The sequence below is a fragment of the Corynebacterium glyciniphilum AJ 3170 genome (assembly GCF_007673095.1).
In the GTDB taxonomy this organism is placed as follows: Bacteria; Actinomycetota; Actinomycetes; order Mycobacteriales; family Mycobacteriaceae; genus Corynebacterium.
In genome coordinates this window covers 179,536-199,469 of sequence record NZ_VDYZ01000002.1, presented here as the reverse complement: position 1 = coordinate 199,469, position 19,934 = coordinate 179,536, and the positions used below count along the sequence as shown (strand labels likewise).

Genomic DNA, 19,934 nt, shown 5'->3' with positions numbered 1-19,934 from the left:
TGGGTACATCTATCGTCGGATAGAGGCGCTCCATGGCATGAAAAACCCCGCCTGGCCCTCGAGGGGCGGCGGGGTGTTCAGACATGCCCCGGAGGGCACGGCATCGACTACTCGTTGATGGAGGAGACGATAGCGTTGAAGACGTCGACGAGGGCGGTGGCGACGGTGTCGATGATGCTCTGGATGGTCTCGATCATGATGATCAGCCTTTCGGTCGGAAGTTGTAGTTGTCGCAACGAGGGTCCGGGGGTGGCTCCTTGCTGCTCTATGGTCAATATCGGTGCCGGAAGTGAAGTGTTACATCATGCCAAGGAAATTTCTGTTGACTGTGCCGATGTTCGCTCGGGGGAGGGTGGAGATGCGAAAACCCCGCCTGGCCCTCAAGGGGGAGGCGGGGTGTTCAGACATGCCCCGGAGGGCACGGCATCGACTACTCGTTGATGGAGGAGACGATAGCGTTGAAGACGTCGACGAGGGCGGTGGCGACGGTGTCGATGATGCTCTGGATGGTCTCGATCATGATGATCAGCCTTTCGGTCGGAAGTTGTAGTTGTCGCAACGAGGGTCCGGGGGTGGCTCCTTGCTGCTCTATGGTCAATATCGGTGCCGGAAGTGAAGTGTTACATCATGCCAAGGAAATTTCTGTTGACTGTGCCGATGTTCGCTCGGGGGAGGGTGGAGATGCGAAAACCCCGCCTGGCCCTCAAGGGGGAGGCGGGGTGTTCAGGCATGCCCCGGAGGGCACGACATCAACTAGTTGTTGATGGAGCCAACGACGTCCTGGAAGACGGAGACGATGGCGTCGGAAACGGTGGTGATGATGCCCTGGATGGTCTCGATCATGATGATCTACCTTTCGGTTGAACGTATACGGTCTCGCGACACTCCGAACCGGTGGGCTCTGTGTCGCGCCATTAACACTAACGCAGACCCATCAGCCGGTGTTAGGTCACGAAGAGATAACGGTGAACACGCAGCTTTGGTGGGGGTGGTTGAATTATGGCGACATGCATTTACGTCGTTCATGACGGGGGTGGTTATGTTGGGCGATGTAAGCGACGTCAACTGGCAGAAACGGCTACGTAGCTGTCGCTACATACCCGCTGCAGGGTGCGTCTGTGCCCGTGGAACCATGTCGTCGTAGTCCGTCATCAACGGGACATCGGCAATGTTCTCTGGTACCGCGAAAGCGTCCACCAGCGTCTGCGACCACGGTCCCAGGGAGTCCACCAGGTCATTCAGTGCTGCTCGCGCCGCCTTCGTCCTGGTTCCCGTCAGTAGGTTCTGCTCCTGGTACCAGCCGCTGTGTTCGTGGATGATGCTCAGGACGAACACGTCACGCACCTGCTCCATGATCTCCTTCGCCTGACCGTCTGCCAGCTCAGCCTCGGCCTGCAGCATCGCCTCCAGGATGATGCGGTCCACGTGGGCCCACGAGCACTCCAGGAGGTGGTCCTGAGCCTTATCCACCAGGTCGGCGGCATCCTTGATGTCCATCTTCTGGGCCGGCCTGATGCGACGGATCAGCGACATCAGCAGTCGGTCCTCGCGCTCGGTGAGCAGCTCCACCTGATTCGCCGGATCGAACAGGGACGTCTCCTCCCGGTCGGTGAATGAATCCACCAGATTCTGGATCAGCGTGTCCGCTGCCGTCCGACGCTTCAGCAACGTGCCGAAGTTGTCCAGGCCGAAGCGCACCAGCTCCAACGGCTTCAGGTCCCCGACCTCGCGGGAGAAGCCGGTCAGCAGTTCCTTCGCCGCCAACTGCATCATCACCACGTTGTCGCCCTCGAACGTGGTGAACACGTCCGAATCGGCCTTGAAAGTGGTCAGCAGGTTCTCCGTCATGTAACCTGCACCGCCACAGGCCTCACGGCACTCCTGGATCGTACGGGTCGCATGAGCGGTGTTCGCAGCCTTCAGCGCAGCGGCGTGGGCCTCCAGCTCGCGCTGGTCCCACCGCTGCTCCTTCGTCATGTCGGTCCGGTCGATTTCCTGGCTCTCCAGGTCGTGGATCCGGGCGATCAACTGGTTCGACGCCAGCTGTAGGCCGTAGCTGCGTGCGATCAGCGGAATCAAGCGCAGACGGTGCTTCCGGTGTTCGATGAGCTTGTTCTCCGGAAGATCGTCGTCCGCTGCGAACTGACGGCGCAGATTCGCGTAGCTTGTCGCGATCGTCAGGGCTGAGCGGGCCGCGGCACCGGAGGCGGCCCCCACGGTGATGCGTCCGCGGATCAGCGCACCCAGCATGGTGAAGAAGCGGGCTCCGTCGGACTCGATGGGGGAGGAGTATTCGCCGTTCTCCGAGACATCCGCGAAGCGGTTCAGCAGGTTCTCCCGTGGGACACGCACATGGTCGAAGGTGAACGTCCCGTTGTCCACACCCTTCAGGCCGCCCTTGTGCAGGTGGTCGCCGATGCCGACACCGGGCTTGGCCTTCCCGTCCTCGTCGCGGACCTCCACGACGATGCAGTGCACCCCGTGGGAATCTCCGAGGTCCCCGTTCTCGTCCGGTGTGAACAGCTGGCAGAACACCGCGGCCATGCGGGCGTGCTTCGCGGCATTGCCGATGTACCACTTCTCCGCCGAAGCGACGGGGGTGTCGATCACGAACTCCCGGGTGTCCCGGTCGTAGACCGCGGTGGTTTCCACCGACTGGACGTCCGATCCGTGCCCGCGTTCCGTCATGGCGAAAGAGCCGAGGGTGCGCAGTTCCATGATGTCCTTGATCAGCGGGATGTGTCGCTCGGTGCCGAGATTCTCCACGGCGCCACCCCACAGCCCCCACTGCACCCCGGCCTTGACCATCAGTGACAGATCGGCGCCACCCACCGCTTCAATCGCGGTCAGGGTGGCGCCGAGATCACCGGTTCCGCCGTGGTCCTTGTGGAACGTCCCCCGGGGCGCACCGGTCTCGAGCATGTCGGACATCTGGGACAAGGTGCGTTCCCGTGCCTCGTCCATGCTCAGTGTGTCGTCCGGGTAGAGGTTCTTCTCCGCGATCAATGCGCGGGTCTCGTTCTTCACGTCCGCCCAGCGGCCGTCCAGAATCTCCTGGAGTTCGGCGGCCACGGCCTTGCGTACTGCGCGGTCCGCCTGATCACGCAACTTCGCCGGACGGTCGTTGCCGCGGCGGGTCAGACTCGCCGCAATCTCAGTGGTGTCGGGGGTCTTGTCGGTGTGTGCCATACCACTAGATATTACGTGGGAATCAGGTCCCTCGGTGAGCGGTTGGACATCATGAGGTCCTACCATATGGGGCATGACCGAGAACGCGCACAATGAGCAGGTTCCTTCACTGAACCCGCACCACCGACCGGCCGGACGCATGTCCCGTTACTCCAAGGCCTGGCTGTTCGTCGCCTTCGCCGTATTCAGCGTGGCGTGGGGCGGGAACGAAGCCACTCCCATGCTCGTGTTCTACCGCCAGGAAGCCGTGTTCAGCGACGTTTTCGTCGACTCTCTGCTGGTGTCCTACGCCGTCGGCATCATCGTCGGCCTGTTGATCTGCGGTCCTCTGTCGGACCGCTTCGGTCGAAAGGCTGTGATGCTTCCGGCACCGGCGGTCGCACTGCTGGGCAGTATATTCATCGCTCTCGGTGAAACCACCGAGACAGTCATGTTCATCGGACGGATCCTCGCCGGGCTCGCCGTAGGTATCGCGATGTCGGTCGGCGGCTCGTGGATCAAAGAACTCTCCACGCCGTCGTTCGATCCCACTGCGGCGCCGTCGTCCGGAGCTAAGCGCGCGACGATGTCGCTGACGGCCGGGTTCGGGCTCGGTGCGGGCCTGGCCGGTGTCCTCGCGGAATGGGGTCCCATTCCCGGGCAGCTGCCCTATATCGTGCACTGCATCATCTCCGTGGTCGCGCTCGCCGGTCTGATGACGGTTCCTGAGACCCGCCAGTCCGCACACCTCAAGGTGAAGGGTTCCTTCTGGTCCGACATCCTCGTGCCCACGATCAAGCATCCGCGGTTCCTCACCGTGGTGGCGCCGATCGCGCCCTGGGTGTTCGGCGCCGCCGGCGTCGCCTACGCCATCACACCTCGACTGGTCCAGGACCAGGTGGGCGTACCTGTGGCCTTCTCCGGCCTGCTCACAGTCATCGCCCTGGCGTCGGGCTTCACGATTCAGCAGTTCGGCCCCCGGATCAACACCGAGCACAATGCCCGTGGGCCGATCGTGGCCTTGATTCTCGTGATCGTCGGGATGGCGATCGCCAGCGCCGCGGCAGTCGACATCGCGGTGTGGAGTGCGGTCGTCGTCGCCATCATTCTCGGTGCCGCCTACGGACTGTGCCTGATCAGCGGCCTGACCGAGGTCCAGCGTATCGCCGGGCCGGATGACCTGGCGGGCCTGACCGCCGCGTACTACACGTTGACCTACATCGGCTTCTTCTTTCCGATGATCCTCACGCGGCTGTCCTCCACGTTCACCTATCCAGAGATGCTCGGCGCGGGGATCGTCGTCGCCGCCGTGTGCCTCGTCGTCGTCACCGTGTTCTCCCGGAAGAATCTGCCGATGACGGGGGAATGAGTGTTGAGCGCCGCGCCAGTACGGTGAGATGCACAGTCACTCCCGCCAGTGGCGCCAGCCCGAGGGCAAGTACTGCGCGGGCTTCGGGGGAGACGTCGATGAGCAGCAGAGCGACCGCGGCGACTGTCGCCACGGCCCAACCTGTCAGGTACAGGGAATGTCGTTCGGCCGCATGTGCGGCTGAACCGGTCACCATCAACAGCGCCGTCGACGCCGATGCCACAGTCAGTAATGCGAGCACCAGTGGTGAGCTGACGAGCTCGGCGTCGAAGAACACCAGCATCAGCGGGCGTGCCAACCAGTACGCGGCAATGCCGCCGACCGCTGCGGTCCCCACGATGATCGCGGACGGCAACGCGCAGGCCCGCAGTAACCGGTCACGGTGCTGCGTGAAGTGCACGATCAACGCCGGTTGAAAACGTTGCAGGGGGACCAGCAGTGGGGCGCGGGTCAGCGTCACCGCCGTGATGACGGCGGCCAGCGCCCCGGGAGCGACGTCTGCGCCGGAGGTGAAGGTGATTAACACCGGGAATCCGGTGATCAGTACCGCATTCGCACCTGACGCGAGCATCGCCTTGACCGTCCGACGGATGAACTCGCCGGTCGCGACGTCTCCCACCTCCCGCAGCACGTCTCGCTGGGAGGGGACAAGGAGAAGCAGACCCAGCCACGTCGCCGCACCGATGACGGTGACCAGGAGGAATGCGAGCAGATGCCAGCCCAGCGCCCAGGCGACCAGGGCCAGCAGAATACGGACCGCGCTGTCCACGCTGATCAACCACGCGAACGTGGTCCAGCGGGTGGCCGCAGACAGCAGGCCGCAGACCGCAGCCTGGAAGGTGTAGGACGCCAGCCCGCCAGCCAACAGGATGACCCCGGCGGCCTCGAGGTTCTGCCCGTCCGGAAGGATTCTTCCCGACCACAGTGGTCCAAGGCCCACGGCAAGGAGTCCGGCGATGACGGCGAAACCGACGGCGACGGCCATCGGACGTGCGCCGGGGACGTCGGGGCGCAACGCCCGTCCCGACGTGGTGTGACGGGCCGCCACGGAACGCGTCGTCTCCTGCAGGAGTCCGTCGATCAGGCCGGCGAGGGCGAAGAACAGCCCCCAGAACACCGAGAAAGCTTCATAGCTGACGGTGTCCAGCGCGCGGCCCGCAACGACGATCACCGCATAACCGGAAACCGCCACCACGACAGTGGCGGCGGACAGGGCCCGTACGGGGCCGGTTGTTTTTCGGGCGGCGGTGGGAATCGGAGGTCAGGCCGTGTTACTCGTCGCCGTCGGCGTTCTGCTCGGCGAGTGCTTCCCCGACAGCGTCGGTGATCGGGAGCAGGGAGGAGACCGGCGTGGATCCCTCGGCACCCATGCCCGGGTTCTTTTCCAGGTAGTCGGCCTTGCCCGCGTCGCGTTGCTCGACGGCCTTCGCCCCGTTGCCGGGGAACAGGCCCTCGGAGATGGTGGGCCAGGAGTCGAACATGTCGTCCTGCCAGTAGCCCCACTGGTGGGTGCCGGTGTTGCGGAAGTTGTACACTAGGTTGTTGGAGGCCTGGGTGATGCCCGCGGCATCGGTGGTGGACTTCAGCATGTGGGTGCAGGCGTTGGTCACGGCCTCGATGGCGCCACCCTCGACGGCGGGCGTGATCGAGCCGGGGAGGAAGCCGTTGAGCCGGTCGCCGGAGGGGACGTCGTGCTCGCCCATCAGTCCGCTGGAGGAGGAGACGTAGATGTTCTTCTGGTCCTTGAGATCCGCGGCATTGACCAGCGCGTCGTTCTCCAGAGCTGTCGCGCCGTTGCGGTCACCCCACATCTGCTCGTAGGTGGCGTCGCCGCGGTCCAGGACGATGTCGACGGTGCGTGCTGCCTCGCCGGAGGTGGCGGCACAGCCGGAGTAGGCGCCGACGGAGTCGTAGAACCCGGAGTACTTCTCGCCGTAGACCAGGGTGGTCGATCCGGTCATGGACATACCGATGATCGAACGGTTCGGGTTGTAGGTGCCGAGGGCCTCTTCCATCGGCCCGGGGAGCTCCTGGACCAGGAAGGTTTCCCAGGCCTGCTTGTTGCCACCCTTGTCGAGACTCTCGTTCTCCTCCTGCCAGTCGGTGTAGTACGAGAACGCGCCCTCCATGGGGATGACCACGTTGACGTTGCCGATCTGGTTGCCGTAGAAGTCGATGGCGTTGGTCTGGCGCAGCCAGTTGGCAGCACCTTCGCCACCGTCAGCCCCGTTGAGCAGGTAGATGGTGGGTGCGTTCCGAGGGTCTTCCTTGGCGCGGATCGTCACGATCGGGATGTCACGGTTCATGGCCTTGGAGTGGACCATGCGCTCTTCCATGCGCTGGTAACGGTCGCCGGCCTTCCAGGAGCTGTTCTCTTCCTCGTTGGAGCCGTCTTCTGCCTGGTAGATGTAGTCACGCCAGGCGGCCTTGGACTCGTCGATGTAGTTGGCGCCTTCCGCAGCGACGCGGGTGGGGAAGGGGTTGTTGACGGTCGCGGCATTGCGGAACTCCGGCGAAGCGGGACGGCCGTCGCCGGAATCGGCGGGGGCGGTGGCAGGCTGGGCCTCGCCGGCGAACGCGGCACCGGTGCCGAGCACACTCATGACGGACAGGGGCAGGGCTGTGGCGACGGCGGCGGCCGTGACGCGGGCGATGGCGCGCTTGTTCATTCGGTCCTCAAGAAGAAAAGTCAGTAAAGCGGTGCAAGGCAGACTCCGTCAGCATAGCGGGTGGTCCCGCAGTCTGTAAGCCCGATCCCTATTTCATGTGAGGAAACGGTTACTCCCCCGACCCCGTTACTCCCCCGGTGGTCCCGGACGTGTTGGGCACCGGACGTACGAGGACTGTCCTCCACCCCCTTTTGTGTCATGACATATGCCCGGCTGTAGCACCACCGGTCGCCGGACCGTTTAAGGTGGAGCGCGCCACCAAGGCGCGTATCTCCGCACACGTGAAAGAGGAACCAGTAGTGAATCTCGCCCCCATCGACCAGTTCATCGTCAGCTCCAACGAGGTGCTCGGCGGCAACATCAACAACTTCCTCTCGACGGTCACGGACCTCATCGTGCGCTTCATGTAGCCACCCGGCTGCCGTCCTGACCTCTACTTTCGTGGGGGAACACTGTGGACGGTGCCCCGGCTCTGCACGTTCCGACCGAAAAGTCGTATCCTTGACCACGTGGCTGAACATTATGACGTAGTAGTAATCGGTGCGGGCCCGGGCGGATATGTCTCCGCCATCCGTGCGGCACAGCTGGGCCTGAAGACCGCAGTGATCGAGAAGCAGTACTGGGGCGGCGTCTGTCTGAACGTCGGCTGCATCCCCTCGAAGGCGCTGATCCGTAACGCGGACATCTCGCACATCCTCACCCACGACGCCAAGACCTTCGGCATCACGGGTGAGAACATCAGCATGGACTACAGCGTGGCTCACAAGCGCTCACGCAAGGTGTCCGCGGGCATCGTCAAGGGTGTCCACTTCCTGATGAAGAAGAACAAGATCACCGAAATCAACGGACTCGGTTCCTTCACCGACGACCACACCGTCGAGATCACGGAGGGGGACGACGAAGGTAAGACCATCACCTTCGACAACGCCATCATCGCCTCCGGCTCCGTGGTGAAGTCCCTGCCGGGAGTCGAGATCGGCGGCAACATCGTCTCCTACGAGGAGCAGATCCTCGATGAGAACGCCCCGAAGTCCATGGTCGTCATCGGCGCCGGGGCCATCGGCATGGAGTTCGCCTACGTGCTCGCCAACTTCGGCGTCGACATCACCGTCGTCGAGTTCATGGACCGTGTCCTGCCGAACGAGGACAAGGACGTCTCCAAGGAGATCGCCAAGCAGTACAAGAAGCTCGGCGTGAACCTCAAGACCGGTCACAAGACCACCGCCGTGCGCGACCTCGGCGGCGACGCCGGAGTCGAGGTCGACATCGAGGCCGCTGACGGCTCCAAATCCGAGACCATCAAGGCCGACCGCGTCATGGTCTCCATCGGTTTCGCTCCCCGCGTCGAAGGCTTCGGTCTGGAGAACACCGGCGTGAAGCTCACCGAGCGCGGTGCCATCGACATCGACGAGCGCATGCGCACCAACGTCAAGGGCATCTACGCCATCGGCGACGTCACCGCCAAGCTGCAGCTCGCCCATGTGGCGGAGGCACAGGGTGTGGTCGCCGCAGAGACGATCGCCGGCGCGGAAACCCAGGAACTGGGCGACTACAACAACATGCCTCGCGCCACGTTCTGCAACCCGCAGGTCGCCTCCTTCGGATACACCGAGGAAGCCGCCCGCAAGATGGCGGAGGAGAACGGCCGCGAGATCAAGGTCGCGTCCTTCCCCTATAGTGCCAACGGTAAGGCCATGGGCCTCAACGAGGGCGTCGGCTTCGTGAAGATCGTCGTCGACGCCGAGTACGGCGAGCTCATCGGTGGCCACATGGTCGGCCCGGACGTCTCCGAGCTGCTGCCTGAGCTCACGCTGGCGCAGCGCTTCGACCTCACCGCCGAGGAGATCGGACGCAACGTCCACACCCACCCGACGTTGTCGGAGGCCATCAAGGAGGCCGCCGAGGGCACCATGGGTCACATGATCAACCTGTAGATCTTCCCGGGTTCCGCCTGCTCTGCCCGCGCACATTGTCACCTCGTGACGTGTGCGCGGGCACAGGTGTTTCCGGGGTCGCCAGAACGCTCACGTAGTGCGCAGGACGATAGACTGACGTCATGAGCCGGATCGTTCCCTTCATTACATTCCAACCCGGGCGTGGCCAGCAGGCGTCCGAGGCAATGACCACGTACCTCGACATCTTCCGTGACGGCCGGGTCATCTCTGACAACCGGTATGGACCGGACGGCCCGGGTGAAGAAGGCACGGTCATCATGGCCGAGTTCGAGGTCGCCGGACAGCGGCTGCGGTGCAGTGACAGTTTCGTCCGGCATGAATGGGACATCACCCCGGCCGTGTCACTCATGGTGGAATGTGAGTCGACCGACGAACTGCAGCGGTTGTTCACGGAACTCAGTGCGGACGGCGACGTGTACATGCCGCTCGACGACTACGGGTTCGGACAGTTCGGGTGGGTCGGTGACCGGTTCGGCGTCACCTGGCAACTGAGCGTTGCAGAGGAATAGGGAGTCTCGCCCCGTCAGTAGTGGTCACACTGCTCAGAACCCCCACGTCATTCCCGGCAGTTCCGGCCACGACAGGGCAGTGTGGAGGCGGTCCACCGATCCTGGAGTGTGTTCCACCAGGTCCTCGGACGGGCCGAGCCGCCCGGCCTGTGCCAACACCGGGCGTCCGAGATACGCTGCGGACAACTGCGCGATCGACAGGGACACGTCCGGCGTGACCCCTGCAGTGGCAGGAGAGACCTCGGCGTGCCCGTCGGTGACGCGCAGCGTCCAGACACCGTCATTGGCTTCGATCAACGGATCCTTGATTTCCAGGGCAACGTCAACGTCAGAGCTGTAGCGTCGTGCCGTCAGGCAGGTGGGGAGATCGAGAATGCGGGCCCAGAGATCGTCGTGCAATGTGGGGCCGGCGGCGCGGGGGTCGGGGAGGAGGGATGTCAGGACCGAATCCACCGGGACACGCCGGGCTTCCACAGTGTCGATGAGGTCCTGGTTGAGCAACGTCTGCCACACCGTGTACTCCGCCGCCGCGCCCAGGGCATTCCAGTCGACGACCGGTGCGACGGACGGCCCCGCATCCTGCGGCCTACTGAACAGCGCATACGCCACCGGCTCGTCACCGCGTGTCACCCGGACGATGCGCAGTGGCTGCGCCGGGGCAGGCGGCGACGTCAGTGCCCGGTGCTGGAAGCCGGCCGCTTCCCGGACCGGAGTGCCCGGACGGGTCTGGGCACGCTGCACCCGGTGGATGAACGGAGCGTCCCGGTCTGCAGAGACATAGTCCACGTCGACACTGAAATCGGCGCTGTCCGTGACGCCCCGCGGCGCGGTCAGGTGCGTACCATGCGGGATGCGCAGCGTGACGATGTCACTGGCATGGCCGTAGCCGAAGCGTCCGTAGATCCCGTACTCCTGCGCCAGCAGGAGGCTCAGGGCGTCGCCACGGGCGACACTCATGTCGAGGTAACGGCCGATCATGCGTCGCAACAGCCCTTGACGACGGTACGTCGGCTGTACCGCCACCGACGTCAGCCCGTTGGCTGCGAGGCGGCCGCCGGGGACGGCGAGCTCCGGGAACGGGTAGAACGCCGCTTCCGCGGCGAGACGTTCACCGTCCTGCCTGTCGGCCAGTGCCACGCTGTGCTCCCACTCGAACGGCAGGGGCAACCCGGTGAGGTCCTCCACGGCGTAGGACGACGGCCACGTCCAGGCGGTGAGTGCCTCGTAGCGGCTACGCCAGGTGTGGTCCATCTGCACAAAATCAACCTGAGACATGCCCCCACGATACGTGCCGTGCATCACTTTCCACCGGAGTCTGTGTCCAGGTACGATTCTCGCCGTGACCAAGGAACCTATTTTCACCGTCGGCGTCATGGTCGACCGGGGGCTTCCGGAGAAGCGGGTACGTAAGGTCCTCGAGAAGCTCGGGGTGCATCCCGACGAGACCGATCTCAGCGACGATGACCTGGGCGCCCTCGGCTTGCCGAGAGTCGAGGTCCGTACCAGTACCCTTCCGATGGGTCTCGACGGAAGTGTGCGGCTGTCCGACAGCGCGGCCGGCATCATGGAGAATCACGGTTGGGACCGCATGATCTACGTGACCGACCTGCCGTTGACCACCAGACGTCCGGTCATCAGCCAGACGGTGAATCGCGGGCGGGTCACCATGCTCTGCCTGCCCGCGTTCGGATTCCTCCGGGCACAGGAGGGACTGCGCCAGGAGCTCAGCCGCCTGTTGCGCAGGAAACCGGCGGGTGCCGGTGTCCTCGAGGACGTGTCGGACTCGAGCGACATCGAGGGCGGCGACTCGGAAGCGGACACCACCCGGGTCATTGACGGATGGGGCCGGTCCCTCCGCCTGCTGCTCGGCATGGTGGCCGGGAACCGTCCGACCGAGCTCTACCGGGTGCTCACCGGCTGCTTGGCGATCGGGATCGCCACCGGTGCCTACGGCATCTTCTACGGCTCGATGTGGCAGATGTCGCACACGATCTCCTTCTTACGGATGTTCGTGATCAGTCTTGTCGCTGTCGGTGCCCTGACATTCTGGTTGATCTACCACAACGGTCTCTGGAACCGCTGGCCGAACCGCGAGTCCGACAGCGTAGCGAAGTGGCGTGCCCGGATGGACAACCGTGCAACGCTGGCTACCGTGCTGATAGCCGCCGCGATGATCTACACGACCGTTTTCGCGATACTGCTGGCGTTGTCCATCGTCATCGTCGACACGAACTACTTCCGGGCCCAGGTCAACGACGAGCCGTTCCCCTGGGGCTATGCGAAGCTGGCCTGGCTGACTGCGTCGTTGGGGACGATGGCCGGCGCGATCGGCTCGAGTTTCGACAATGACGAGGCAATCCGCGAGGCGACGTACAACCGCCGCGAGCATATTCGCCGCCAGATCACCGGCCTGTACGAGGACAAGCCTCCGACCCGCTTCCGAGACCGGAAGCGGCGGTAGGGGTCAGCGCTGTGCGCGGGGGATTCAGCCCGGTCCGTCATCGCACCCCATAAGAGGGTTTCGCTTTACCTGACCTGGCGTTTTGTGAGCATAGGCCGCTTATGAGGTGCGAAATGCCGCCACCGCCATGCAAAAACCGGCCGGTCAGCATCTCTGCTGACCGGCCGGTCTGGTCCTCAGTCAGGAACCGGCGGGGCGAACCCCGGGGGCGGTTCCTAGAACTGGGTCTCCTCGGTGGAGCCCTTCAGGGCGGTGGTGGAGGAGTTGGGGTCCACGGTGGTGGCGACGCGGTCGAAGTAACCGGCGCCGACCTCGCGCTGGTGCTTGACGGCGGTGAAGCCACGCTCCTCGGCGGCCTTGAACTCGCGGTTCTGCAGGTCGACGAAGGCGCTCATCTGGTTGCGGGCGTAGCCGTGGGCCAGATCGAACATGGAGTAGTTCAGGGTGTGGAAGCCGGCCAGGGTGATGAACTGGAACTTGAAGCCCATGGCGCCCAGCTCGTTCTGGAACTTGGCGATCTCGTCGTCGTCCAGGTGGGCGGACCACTTGAAGGACGGGGAGCAGTTGTAGGACAGCAGCTGGTCCGGGAACTCGGAACGGACGCCCTCGGCGAACTTCTTGGCGAGCTCGAGATCCGGGGTGCCGGTCTCCATCCAGATCATGTCGGCGTACGGAGCGTAGGACTTCGCACGGTCGATGCAGGGCTCGATGCCGTTCTTCACGTAGTAGTAACCCTCGGCGGAACGCTCGCCGGTGAGGAACTTGCCGTCGCGCTCGTCGACGTCGGAGGTCAGCAGGGTAGCGGCCTCGGCATCGGTACGGGCGATGACCACGGTCGGGGTGTTGGCGACGTCCGCGGCCAGACGTGCGGAGTTCAGGGTGCGGATGTGCTGCTGGGTGGGGATCAGCACCTTGCCACCGAGGTGGCCGCACTTCTTCTCCGAAGCGAGCTGGTCCTCCCAGTGGGAGCCGGCAACGCCGGCCTTGATCATGGCCTTCTGCAGCTCGTAGACGTTCAGGGCGCCACCGAAGCCGGCCTCACCGTCGGCGACGATCGGGACGAGCCAGTTGTCGACGGAGTCATCGCCCTCGACGCGGGAGATCTCGTCGGCACGCAGCAGTGCGTTGTTGATGCGCTGGACGACAGAGGGCACGGAGTTGGCCGGGTACAGCGACTGGTCGGGGTAGGTGTGACCGGAGAGGTTCGCGTCACCGGCGACCTGCCAGCCGGAGAGGTAGACGGCCTTGAGGCCGGCGCGGACCTGTTGGACGGCCTGGTTACCGGTGAGGGCACCAAGGGCGTTGATGTAGCCGTCGCCCTCCTCGTTCACGGCGTCCCAGAGGATCTCGGCGCCACGGCGTGCGAGGGTCTGCTCCTCCAGGACGGTGCCCTGGAGCTCGGCGACCTGCTCAGCGGTGTATTCGCGGGTAATGCCCTTCCAGCGGGGGTTCTCGTCCCAGTCCTTCTGGATTTCGGCTGCGGTACGGGGCTGTCCGACGTTCGACATGTGAGTACTCACTCCCTTTAAGTGGTGAGAGATTGACGGTAACGGCGCTGTACCCGGAATGACTGGCCGGAAACGGCCATCCTCCGAGTCTGCTGCCTTTGAGGATACCGATGGAAAAAGGCACGTCAAAGGCTTCGGGTGTTCCAGGTAACACCGGGGGTAGCGCCGAAACCGCTTCACCCCTGTTCTCTATATGCGGGACAAAACTTCTCACGATGTGGGCAAAATGGTCCACTTGCAGGGCATACGTGCGATCCTCGTCACGTAAGGTATACCTTCATAGCGATCACGGAGTCACCAGGTGGTCTCCGAAACTTCCCACTGGTGGGGGTGACGGCGATCTCGGTACCCTCGGTTGCTCGCCGCCGGTGACGTGGCTCACCTAGTCTGGTCACTACAGCGACGGTCGTCCCACCGGCGTCCGTCATGCGAGTCCCATTTACGAAGGAGCAGTCAATGACGTCACAGTCCCAGCAGACGGAACGGGTCACCGCCGGAGGCCTCAAGGTCGCCGCGACCCTCTACAACTTCGTGACCGACACGGTTCTGCCCCGGGTCGGTGTCGACGCGGACACGTTCTGGGCTGGTTTCGGTGAGATCGTCGCCAAGCACACGCCGCGGAACCGCGAGCTGCTCGCCGTCCGCGACGACCTGCAGGCCAAGCTCGACCAGTGGTACACCGAGCACCCGGGCACCCAGGACGCAGAGGAGTACACGGCGTTCCTCAAGGAGATCGGCTACCTCGTCGACGAGCCCGGTGACTTCGAGATCACCACCCAGAACGTCGACACGGAGATCTCCGAGACAGCCGGCCCCCAGCTGGTCGTCCCGATCCTGAACGCCCGCTTCGCCCTCAACGCCGCGAACGCCCGCTGGGGTTCCCTCTACGACGCCCTCTACGGCACGGACGTCATCTCCGAAGACAATGGTGCGGAGAAGGGCAAGGGCTACAACAAGGTCCGCGGCGACAAGGTCATCGCCTGGGGACGCGACTTCCTCGACCAGGCTGTGCCGCTGGAGTCCGGCTCGCACGCCGATGTCGAGAAGTACGACGTCTCCTCCGACCGCTTCGTCGCCGTCATCGACGGCAACGACGTCCATCTGCAGGAGCCCGAGGTCTACGCCGGATTCGCCGGCGACAAGGACGCCCCGACCGGCATCCTGCTGCGCCACAACGGCCTCTACCTCGAGATCCAGATCGACCCGTCCCACCCCGTCGGTGCCGACGACAAGGCCGGTGTCAAGGACATCCTCATGGAGTCCGCCGTCTCCACCATCATGGACTTCGAGGACTCCGTCGCCGCCGTCGACGCGACGGACAAGACCCTCGGCTACTCCAACTGGTTCGGTCTGAACACCGGCGAGCTCAGCGTCGAGGTCTCCAAGGGTGACAAGACCTTCACCCGCGAGCTCAACGACGACCGTACCTACACCGGACGCGACGGCCAGGAACGGCGCCTGCACGGCCGGTCCCTGCTGTTCGTCCGCAACGTCGGGCACCTGATGCAGAACCCCGCCATCCTCGACGCCGACGGTGAAGAGATCTTCGAGGGCATCATGGACGCGGTCATCACCACCGCCTGCGCCATCCCCGGCACCGACCTGGACAACCCGCGCCGCAACTCCCGCACCAGTTCGATCTACATCGTGAAGCCCAAGCAGCACGGCCCGGACGAGGTCGCCTTCACCGGCGAACTCTTCTCCGACGTCGAGGATCTCTTCGGCCTGCCGCGCAACACCCTCAAGGTCGGTGTCATGGACGAGGAGCGCCGCACCACCGCCAACCTCGACGCCTGCATCGCCGCGTCCTCCGAGCGCCTGGCGTTCATCAACACCGGCTTCCTGGACCGCACCGGTGACGAGATCCACACGTCCATGCTCGCGGGCCCCGTGGTGCGCAAGCCCGAACTGCAGACCGCTGCGTGGAAGATCGCCTACGAGGACAACAACGTCGACGCCGGCCTGGCCCACGGCCTGCCCGGCAAGGCGCAGATCGGCAAGGGCATGTGGGCCAAGACCGAGCTGATGGCCGACATGATCAAGGAGAAGATCGGCCAGCCGAAGGAAGGCGCGACAACCGCGTGGGTCCCGTCCCCGACCGGCGCCAGCCTGCATGCCACCCACTACCACCTCGTCGACGTCTTCTCCGTCCAGGAGAAGCTGCTCACCGACGGCCGTCGTGACACCCTCGGGGACATCCTGACCCTGCCGGTGCAGCCCGAGGCGGGATGGAGCGAGGAGCAGATCAAGGAAGAGATCGACAACGACTGCCAGTCGCTGCTGGGTTACGTGGTCCGCTGGGTCGAGCAGGGTGTGGGTTGCTCCAAGGTGCCCGACATCCACGACATCGACCTGATGGAGGACCGCGCCACGCTGCGCATCAACTCCCAGATCCTGGCGAACTGGCTCAAGCACGGCGTGGTCAGCGAAGACCAGGTCAACGACGCCCTGCAGCGTATGGCGAAGATCGTCGACGAGCAGAACGCCGGTGACCCGGAATACCGCAACATGTCCGATGACTTCGAGACGTCCGTCGCCTTCCAGGCTGCCAAGGACCTGGTGTTCAAGGGCACCGAGTCTCCGGCCGGCTACACCGAGCCGATCCTGCACGCGCGCCGCCGCGAGTTCAAGGAGAAGAACGGCATCGCGTAAGCGGTACCCGCATCACCCGGCAACCCCGGAGGTCGGTCCCACCGACCTCCGGGGTTGCTGCGTGCGGTGCCGGTCGCGCACAGCAGACGTCCGCCCGGCGCACTATCATTGGCCCCCTGACACGATCCCCACACCGAGGAGCCTGCGCCGGATGACCGACCAGCCTGATCAGCCCGACCAGCCCACCGCCCGCCCAGAGCTCAGCTCGTTCGACGCCGTCCTCTTTGACCTGGACGGGGTCATCACACCCACCGCGGACCTGCACCGCGCCGCATGGGCGGCGATGTTCACCGAGTTCCTGGACACACAGGGCTCAACCCCGTACACGGAACAGGACTACTACGAGCACCTCGACGGGCGCTCCCGCGAGGAGGGGGTCCAGAGCCTCCTGGCGTCCCGCGGAATCACGCTGCCCCACGGCGACACGGGCTCCGCCACCTCCGCCGACGACACTGTCCTCGGCCTCGGGCTCCGGAAGAACGACGACTTCCTGCGGGTCCTCGAGCAGGGGATTGACGCTTACCCGGGGTCGGTGGCCCTGTTGGATGATCTCGCCGACGGAGCCGACAGGGGTCATGTGCCACGCGTGGCGATCGTCAGCTCGTCGAAGAATGCACGCCAGGTCCTCACCGCCGCCGGGCTGATCGACCGCTTCGAGCTCATCGTCGACGGCACGGTCGCCGCGTCCGAGGGTCTCCCCGGAAAACCCGCGCCCGACACCTACGTCTTCGCCGCACGGTCGCTCGGTGTCGAGCCGGCGCGTGCCGTCGTCGTCGAGGACGCGACGTCCGGCGTCGCCTCAGGACGTGCCGGTGATTTCGGTCTCGTCGTGGGTGTCGACCGCGGTGCGGGACGTGAGACACTGCTCGACGCCGGGGCCGACATCGTGGTGTCCGACCTGGCCGAACTGACCATCAACGAAACCGGAGGCAACGCATGACGAGCGGAAACGACGCGACCGACGGCAGTGGCACGAACGGAAGTCGCCACACTGCGTTGGAGAACTTCCTCGACCAGCGCCGACGGGTGGCCTCCGTGGTCAACCGGCCGATCGACACCGCCGACATGGCCAACTCCACCGAGGTGGCCGGTGTCGCCGACACCGTGGGCGGTGCCGACGGTGAGGGACTGTTCCCCACGGGTTACCGGGCGGACCAGCACCACCACGATGTTGACCCCACCGAGGGACTGGACCGCGAGAACAACCCGGTGGACGAATGGGGCTGGTACGAGAAGCGGCCCGAGCGCACCTCGCTGGGACTCACCGAGAGCCACTTCGCGCTGAGCAACGGCTATCTCGGGGTGCGGGGGACGCCTCCGGAGGGACGTGACTCCGACGAACACGGCACCTTCATCAACGGTGTCCACGAGACGTGGCCGATCTCCCACGCGGAAGACGCCTACGGCCTGGCCCGGGAAGGTCAGGCGATCGTCCAGGTCCCCGACGCCAAGACCGTCCGCATCTACGTCGACGATGAGCCGCTGCGCCTGTCACAGAACGAGATAGAGGACTACTCACGCGGTATCGACTTCCGGGACGGCGTCCTGCGTCGCAGCTTCGTCTGGCGTACCCCGTCCGGCAAACGTGTGCGGATCACCAATGAACGCATGGTGAGCTTCAACGAACGCCACCTCATGGTCACCAGCACGGAGATCGAACTACTCGACGCCCCCGCGGCCGTGGTCGTCTCCTCACAGATCCTCAACCGGCAGGACGGTGAGGACGAGTACTCCACCGTCATCGACCACACCGGCACCACCGCGGACGGCCCGGTCGGGGTGGGCAGCGGTGCCGACCCCCGCAAGGCCGAACAGTTCAAGGACCGGGTGTTCATTCCCACCTACCAGGCGCAACCGGAGGATGAGAGGGTCACTCTCGGCTACCGGGTCAACCACTCGGGCATGACGGTCGCGGTCAGCATGGACCACGAGATGGAATTCACCGGGACCGACGAGGACGGTGACCACGCTGTCGACGGGGTGGAGGTCCACACCGAACTGCGGGAGGACGTTGCTCGGGTCGTCTACCACATGGCCGGTCGCACGGGCATGAAGCTGCGGCTCGAGAAGTTCATCTCCTACCACTCGTCCCGGCACGTCGCGGCCGATGAACTGGCGTTCCGCTGTGCACGGACGATCAACCGCGCCAAGGCCGTCGGCTTCCGCACGCTCCAACGGCACCAGGAGAACTGGCTGGCCGAGTTCTGGGACCGCTCGGACGTGCGCATCCCGGACCACCCTGAACTCCAGCAGGCCGTGCGGTGGAACATCTTCCAGCTCATCCAGGCGTCGGCCCGTGCCGAAACCCAGGGTGTCCCCGCGAAGGGGCTCACCGGGTCAGGCTACGGCGGCCACTACTTCTGGGACACGGAGATCTACGTGATGCCGTTCCTGACCTACACCAACCCCCAGTTCGCACGGAACGCGATGCGCTTCCGCTACAAGATGCTGCCCGCCGCCCGCGAGCGCGCGCTGGAACTCTCGCACGACGGGGTGCTGTTCCCGTGGCGGACCATCAACGGTCACGAATCCAGTGCCTACTACGCCGCCGGTACGGCGCAGTACCATATCGACGCCGATGTGAGCTATGCGCTGATGAAGTACATCTACGCCAGCGGCGACACGGACTTCCTGCTGGACGAGGGCATCCACATCCTCGTCGGGACCGCGCGGTTCTTCATGTCCCTCGGGTTCTTCAACTCCTCGGGCACCCGCTTCGAGATCCACTCGGTCACCGGCCCCGACGAGTACACCACCGTGGTGAACAACAACCTGTACACAAACGTCATGGCGCAGTACAACCTCCGGGTTGCCGCGGAGGTCGTCCGCCAGATGAGGTCTGACCGTCCCGGGGCCTACCGCGACATGATGCGCCGAACCAGTCTCAGTGAGGACGAGCTGGATCTGTGGGACCAGGCCGCCGACGCCATGTACATCCCCTTCAACGGGTCGACGAAGGTCAACCCGCAGGACGACCAGTTCATGCAGCGCCAGTTGTGGAGCCTGGACGACCCCGAGGTCGGCCCGAAGCGTCCGTTGCTGCTGCACTACCATCCGCTGACGATCTACCGGTACCAGATCCTCAAGCAGGCGGACGTGGTCCTCGCGCTGTTCCTGCAGGGATCGCAGTTCGACGCGGAGACCAAGAGGCGTGACTACAACTACTATGACCGGCTCACCACCGGCGACTCCTCGTTGTCCGCCGTGGTGCAGTCGATCATGGCCGCGGAGTTGGGGATGCACGACAAGGCGATGGACTTCTTCCACCGCGGCCTGTTCATCGATCTCAACAACCTGCACGGCAACACCGCCGACGGTGTGCACATCGCGTCCTGCGGTGGTGTGTGGAGTTGTCTGGTGTACGGCTTCGGTGGATTCCGGGACCACTTCGGTCAGTTCACCATCGACCCGCGTGTCCCGGAGGAATGGGGCGGCCTGGAGTACTCGGTCACGCTGCACGGCCGGATCGTCCGGGTGTCCGTCACCGACGGCGAGGTGACGCTGCGTACCGCCGACGATGACCCGGAGGTTGTCGGGCCGGTCACGGTGTGTGGGGAAGAGACGATGGTCGGGCCCGAGCCTGTCACCGTGTCCGGGGAGACGCTGCTCCGGGCGGAGTAGCGGGCCGGGCCCGCGTCCTACT

Annotated in this window: 12 protein-coding genes; 7 read left to right on the top strand and 5 right to left on the bottom strand. The window is 64.7% G+C overall.

What is annotated here, in order from left to right; translation table 11 throughout:
• Positions 1–1,092: 1,092 nt before the first annotated feature.
• Complete coding sequence (locus FS507_RS02905) at positions 1,093–3,189, bottom strand: acyl-CoA dehydrogenase family protein (protein WP_145941324.1); 2,097 nt, start codon at positions 3,187–3,189, stop codon at positions 1,093–1,095.
• Positions 3,190–3,328: 139 nt separating this feature from the next.
• Between FS507_RS02905 and FS507_RS02900 the strand changes: the two genes are divergently transcribed.
• Positions 3,329–4,537 (top strand): MFS transporter, encoded by a 1,209-nt coding sequence (locus FS507_RS02900; protein ID WP_440130332.1) that lies wholly within the window; start codon positions 3,329–3,331, stop codon positions 4,535–4,537.
• Here the strand turns inward: FS507_RS02900 and FS507_RS02895 are convergent.
• Together FS507_RS02895 and FS507_RS02890 are read right to left on the bottom strand one after the other, a co-directional pair.
• On the bottom strand, positions 4,494–5,729 hold the full coding sequence (locus FS507_RS02895) for a hypothetical protein (protein ID WP_260853126.1): 1,236 nt from the start codon (positions 5,727–5,729) through the stop codon (positions 4,494–4,496). The genes FS507_RS02900 and FS507_RS02895 overlap by 44 nt on opposite strands.
• A gap of 79 nt (positions 5,730–5,808) precedes the next feature.
• Complete coding sequence (locus FS507_RS02890) at positions 5,809–7,206, bottom strand: alpha/beta hydrolase (protein ID WP_145941321.1); 1,398 nt, start codon at positions 7,204–7,206, stop codon at positions 5,809–5,811.
• A 509-nt stretch (positions 7,207–7,715) separates the two neighbouring features.
• On the opposite strand from FS507_RS02890, the gene lpdA reads away from it, so the two are divergent.
• The gene (gene lpdA, locus FS507_RS02885; protein ID WP_145941320.1) at positions 7,716–9,140 is read left to right on the top strand and encodes a dihydrolipoyl dehydrogenase; all 1,425 of its coding nucleotides are present in this window, start codon (positions 7,716–7,718) and stop codon (positions 9,138–9,140) included.
• A 122-nt stretch (positions 9,141–9,262) separates the two neighbouring features.
• On the top strand, positions 9,263–9,670 hold the full coding sequence (locus FS507_RS02880; RefSeq protein ID WP_145941319.1) for a VOC family protein: 408 nt from the start codon (positions 9,263–9,265) through the stop codon (positions 9,668–9,670).
• Between the two features lie 33 nt (positions 9,671–9,703).
• Here the strand turns inward: FS507_RS02880 and FS507_RS02875 are convergent, their stop codons facing one another.
• On the bottom strand, positions 9,704–10,945 hold the full coding sequence (locus tag FS507_RS02875; protein WP_186314531.1) for a GNAT family N-acetyltransferase: 1,242 nt from the start codon (positions 10,943–10,945) through the stop codon (positions 9,704–9,706).
• Positions 10,946–11,009: 64 nt separating this feature from the next.
• On the opposite strand from FS507_RS02875, the gene FS507_RS02870 reads away from it, so the two are divergent.
• A complete protein-coding gene (locus FS507_RS02870) occupies positions 11,010–12,131 on the top strand; it encodes a hypothetical protein (RefSeq protein ID WP_260853125.1) in 1,122 nt (373 codons plus the stop codon).
• A 215-nt stretch (positions 12,132–12,346) separates the two neighbouring features.
• Here the strand turns inward: FS507_RS02870 and aceA are convergent, their stop codons facing one another.
• Positions 12,347–13,639 carry an isocitrate lyase gene (aceA, locus tag FS507_RS02865; RefSeq protein ID WP_145941316.1) on the bottom strand — a complete coding sequence of 431 codons (1,293 nt, stop codon included), beginning with the start codon at positions 13,637–13,639 and terminating at the stop codon, positions 12,347–12,349.
• A 456-nt stretch (positions 13,640–14,095) separates the two neighbouring features.
• Between aceA and FS507_RS02860 the strand changes: the two genes are divergently transcribed.
• From FS507_RS02860 to FS507_RS02850, 3 genes are all read left to right on the top strand, one after another.
• Positions 14,096–16,291 carry a malate synthase G gene (locus FS507_RS02860; RefSeq protein ID WP_145941315.1) on the top strand — a complete coding sequence of 732 codons (2,196 nt, stop codon included), beginning with the start codon at positions 14,096–14,098 and terminating at the stop codon, positions 16,289–16,291.
• Between the two features lie 151 nt (positions 16,292–16,442).
• A complete protein-coding gene (locus FS507_RS02855) occupies positions 16,443–17,231 on the top strand; it encodes an HAD family hydrolase (protein WP_145941314.1) in 789 nt (262 codons plus the stop codon).
• On the top strand, positions 17,228–19,912 hold the full coding sequence (locus FS507_RS02850) for a glycoside hydrolase family 65 protein (protein WP_145941313.1): 2,685 nt from the start codon (positions 17,228–17,230) through the stop codon (positions 19,910–19,912). Before FS507_RS02855 ends, FS507_RS02850 begins: the two co-directional genes overlap by 4 nt.
• Positions 19,913–19,934: the final 22 nt, after the last annotated feature.

Bases quoted from the DNA above. Each gene is read 5' to 3' on its own strand.
- FS507_RS02860 (WP_145941315.1), top strand. From the start codon at position 14,096: ATGACGTCACAGTCCCAGCAGACGGAACGGGTCACCGCCGGAGGCCTC.
- FS507_RS02880 (WP_145941319.1), top strand. From the start codon at position 9,263: ATGAGCCGGATCGTTCCCTTCATTACATTCCAACCCGGGCGTGGCCAG.
- FS507_RS02850 (WP_145941313.1), top strand. From the start codon at position 17,228: ATGACGAGCGGAAACGACGCGACCGACGGCAGTGGCACGAACGGAAGT.
- FS507_RS02855 (WP_145941314.1), top strand. From the start codon at position 16,443: ATGACCGACCAGCCTGATCAGCCCGACCAGCCCACCGCCCGCCCAGAG.
- FS507_RS02900 (WP_440130332.1), top strand. From the start codon at position 3,329: ATGTCCCGTTACTCCAAGGCCTGGCTGTTCGTCGCCTTCGCCGTATTC.
- aceA (WP_145941316.1), bottom strand. From the start codon at position 13,639: ATGTCGAACGTCGGACAGCCCCGTACCGCAGCCGAAATCCAGAAGGAC.
- FS507_RS02905 (WP_145941324.1), bottom strand. From the start codon at position 3,189: ATGGCACACACCGACAAGACCCCCGACACCACTGAGATTGCGGCGAGT.
- FS507_RS02875 (WP_186314531.1), bottom strand. From the start codon at position 10,945: ATGTCTCAGGTTGATTTTGTGCAGATGGACCACACCTGGCGTAGCCGC.
- FS507_RS02890 (WP_145941321.1), bottom strand. From the start codon at position 7,206: ATGAACAAGCGCGCCATCGCCCGCGTCACGGCCGCCGCCGTCGCCACA.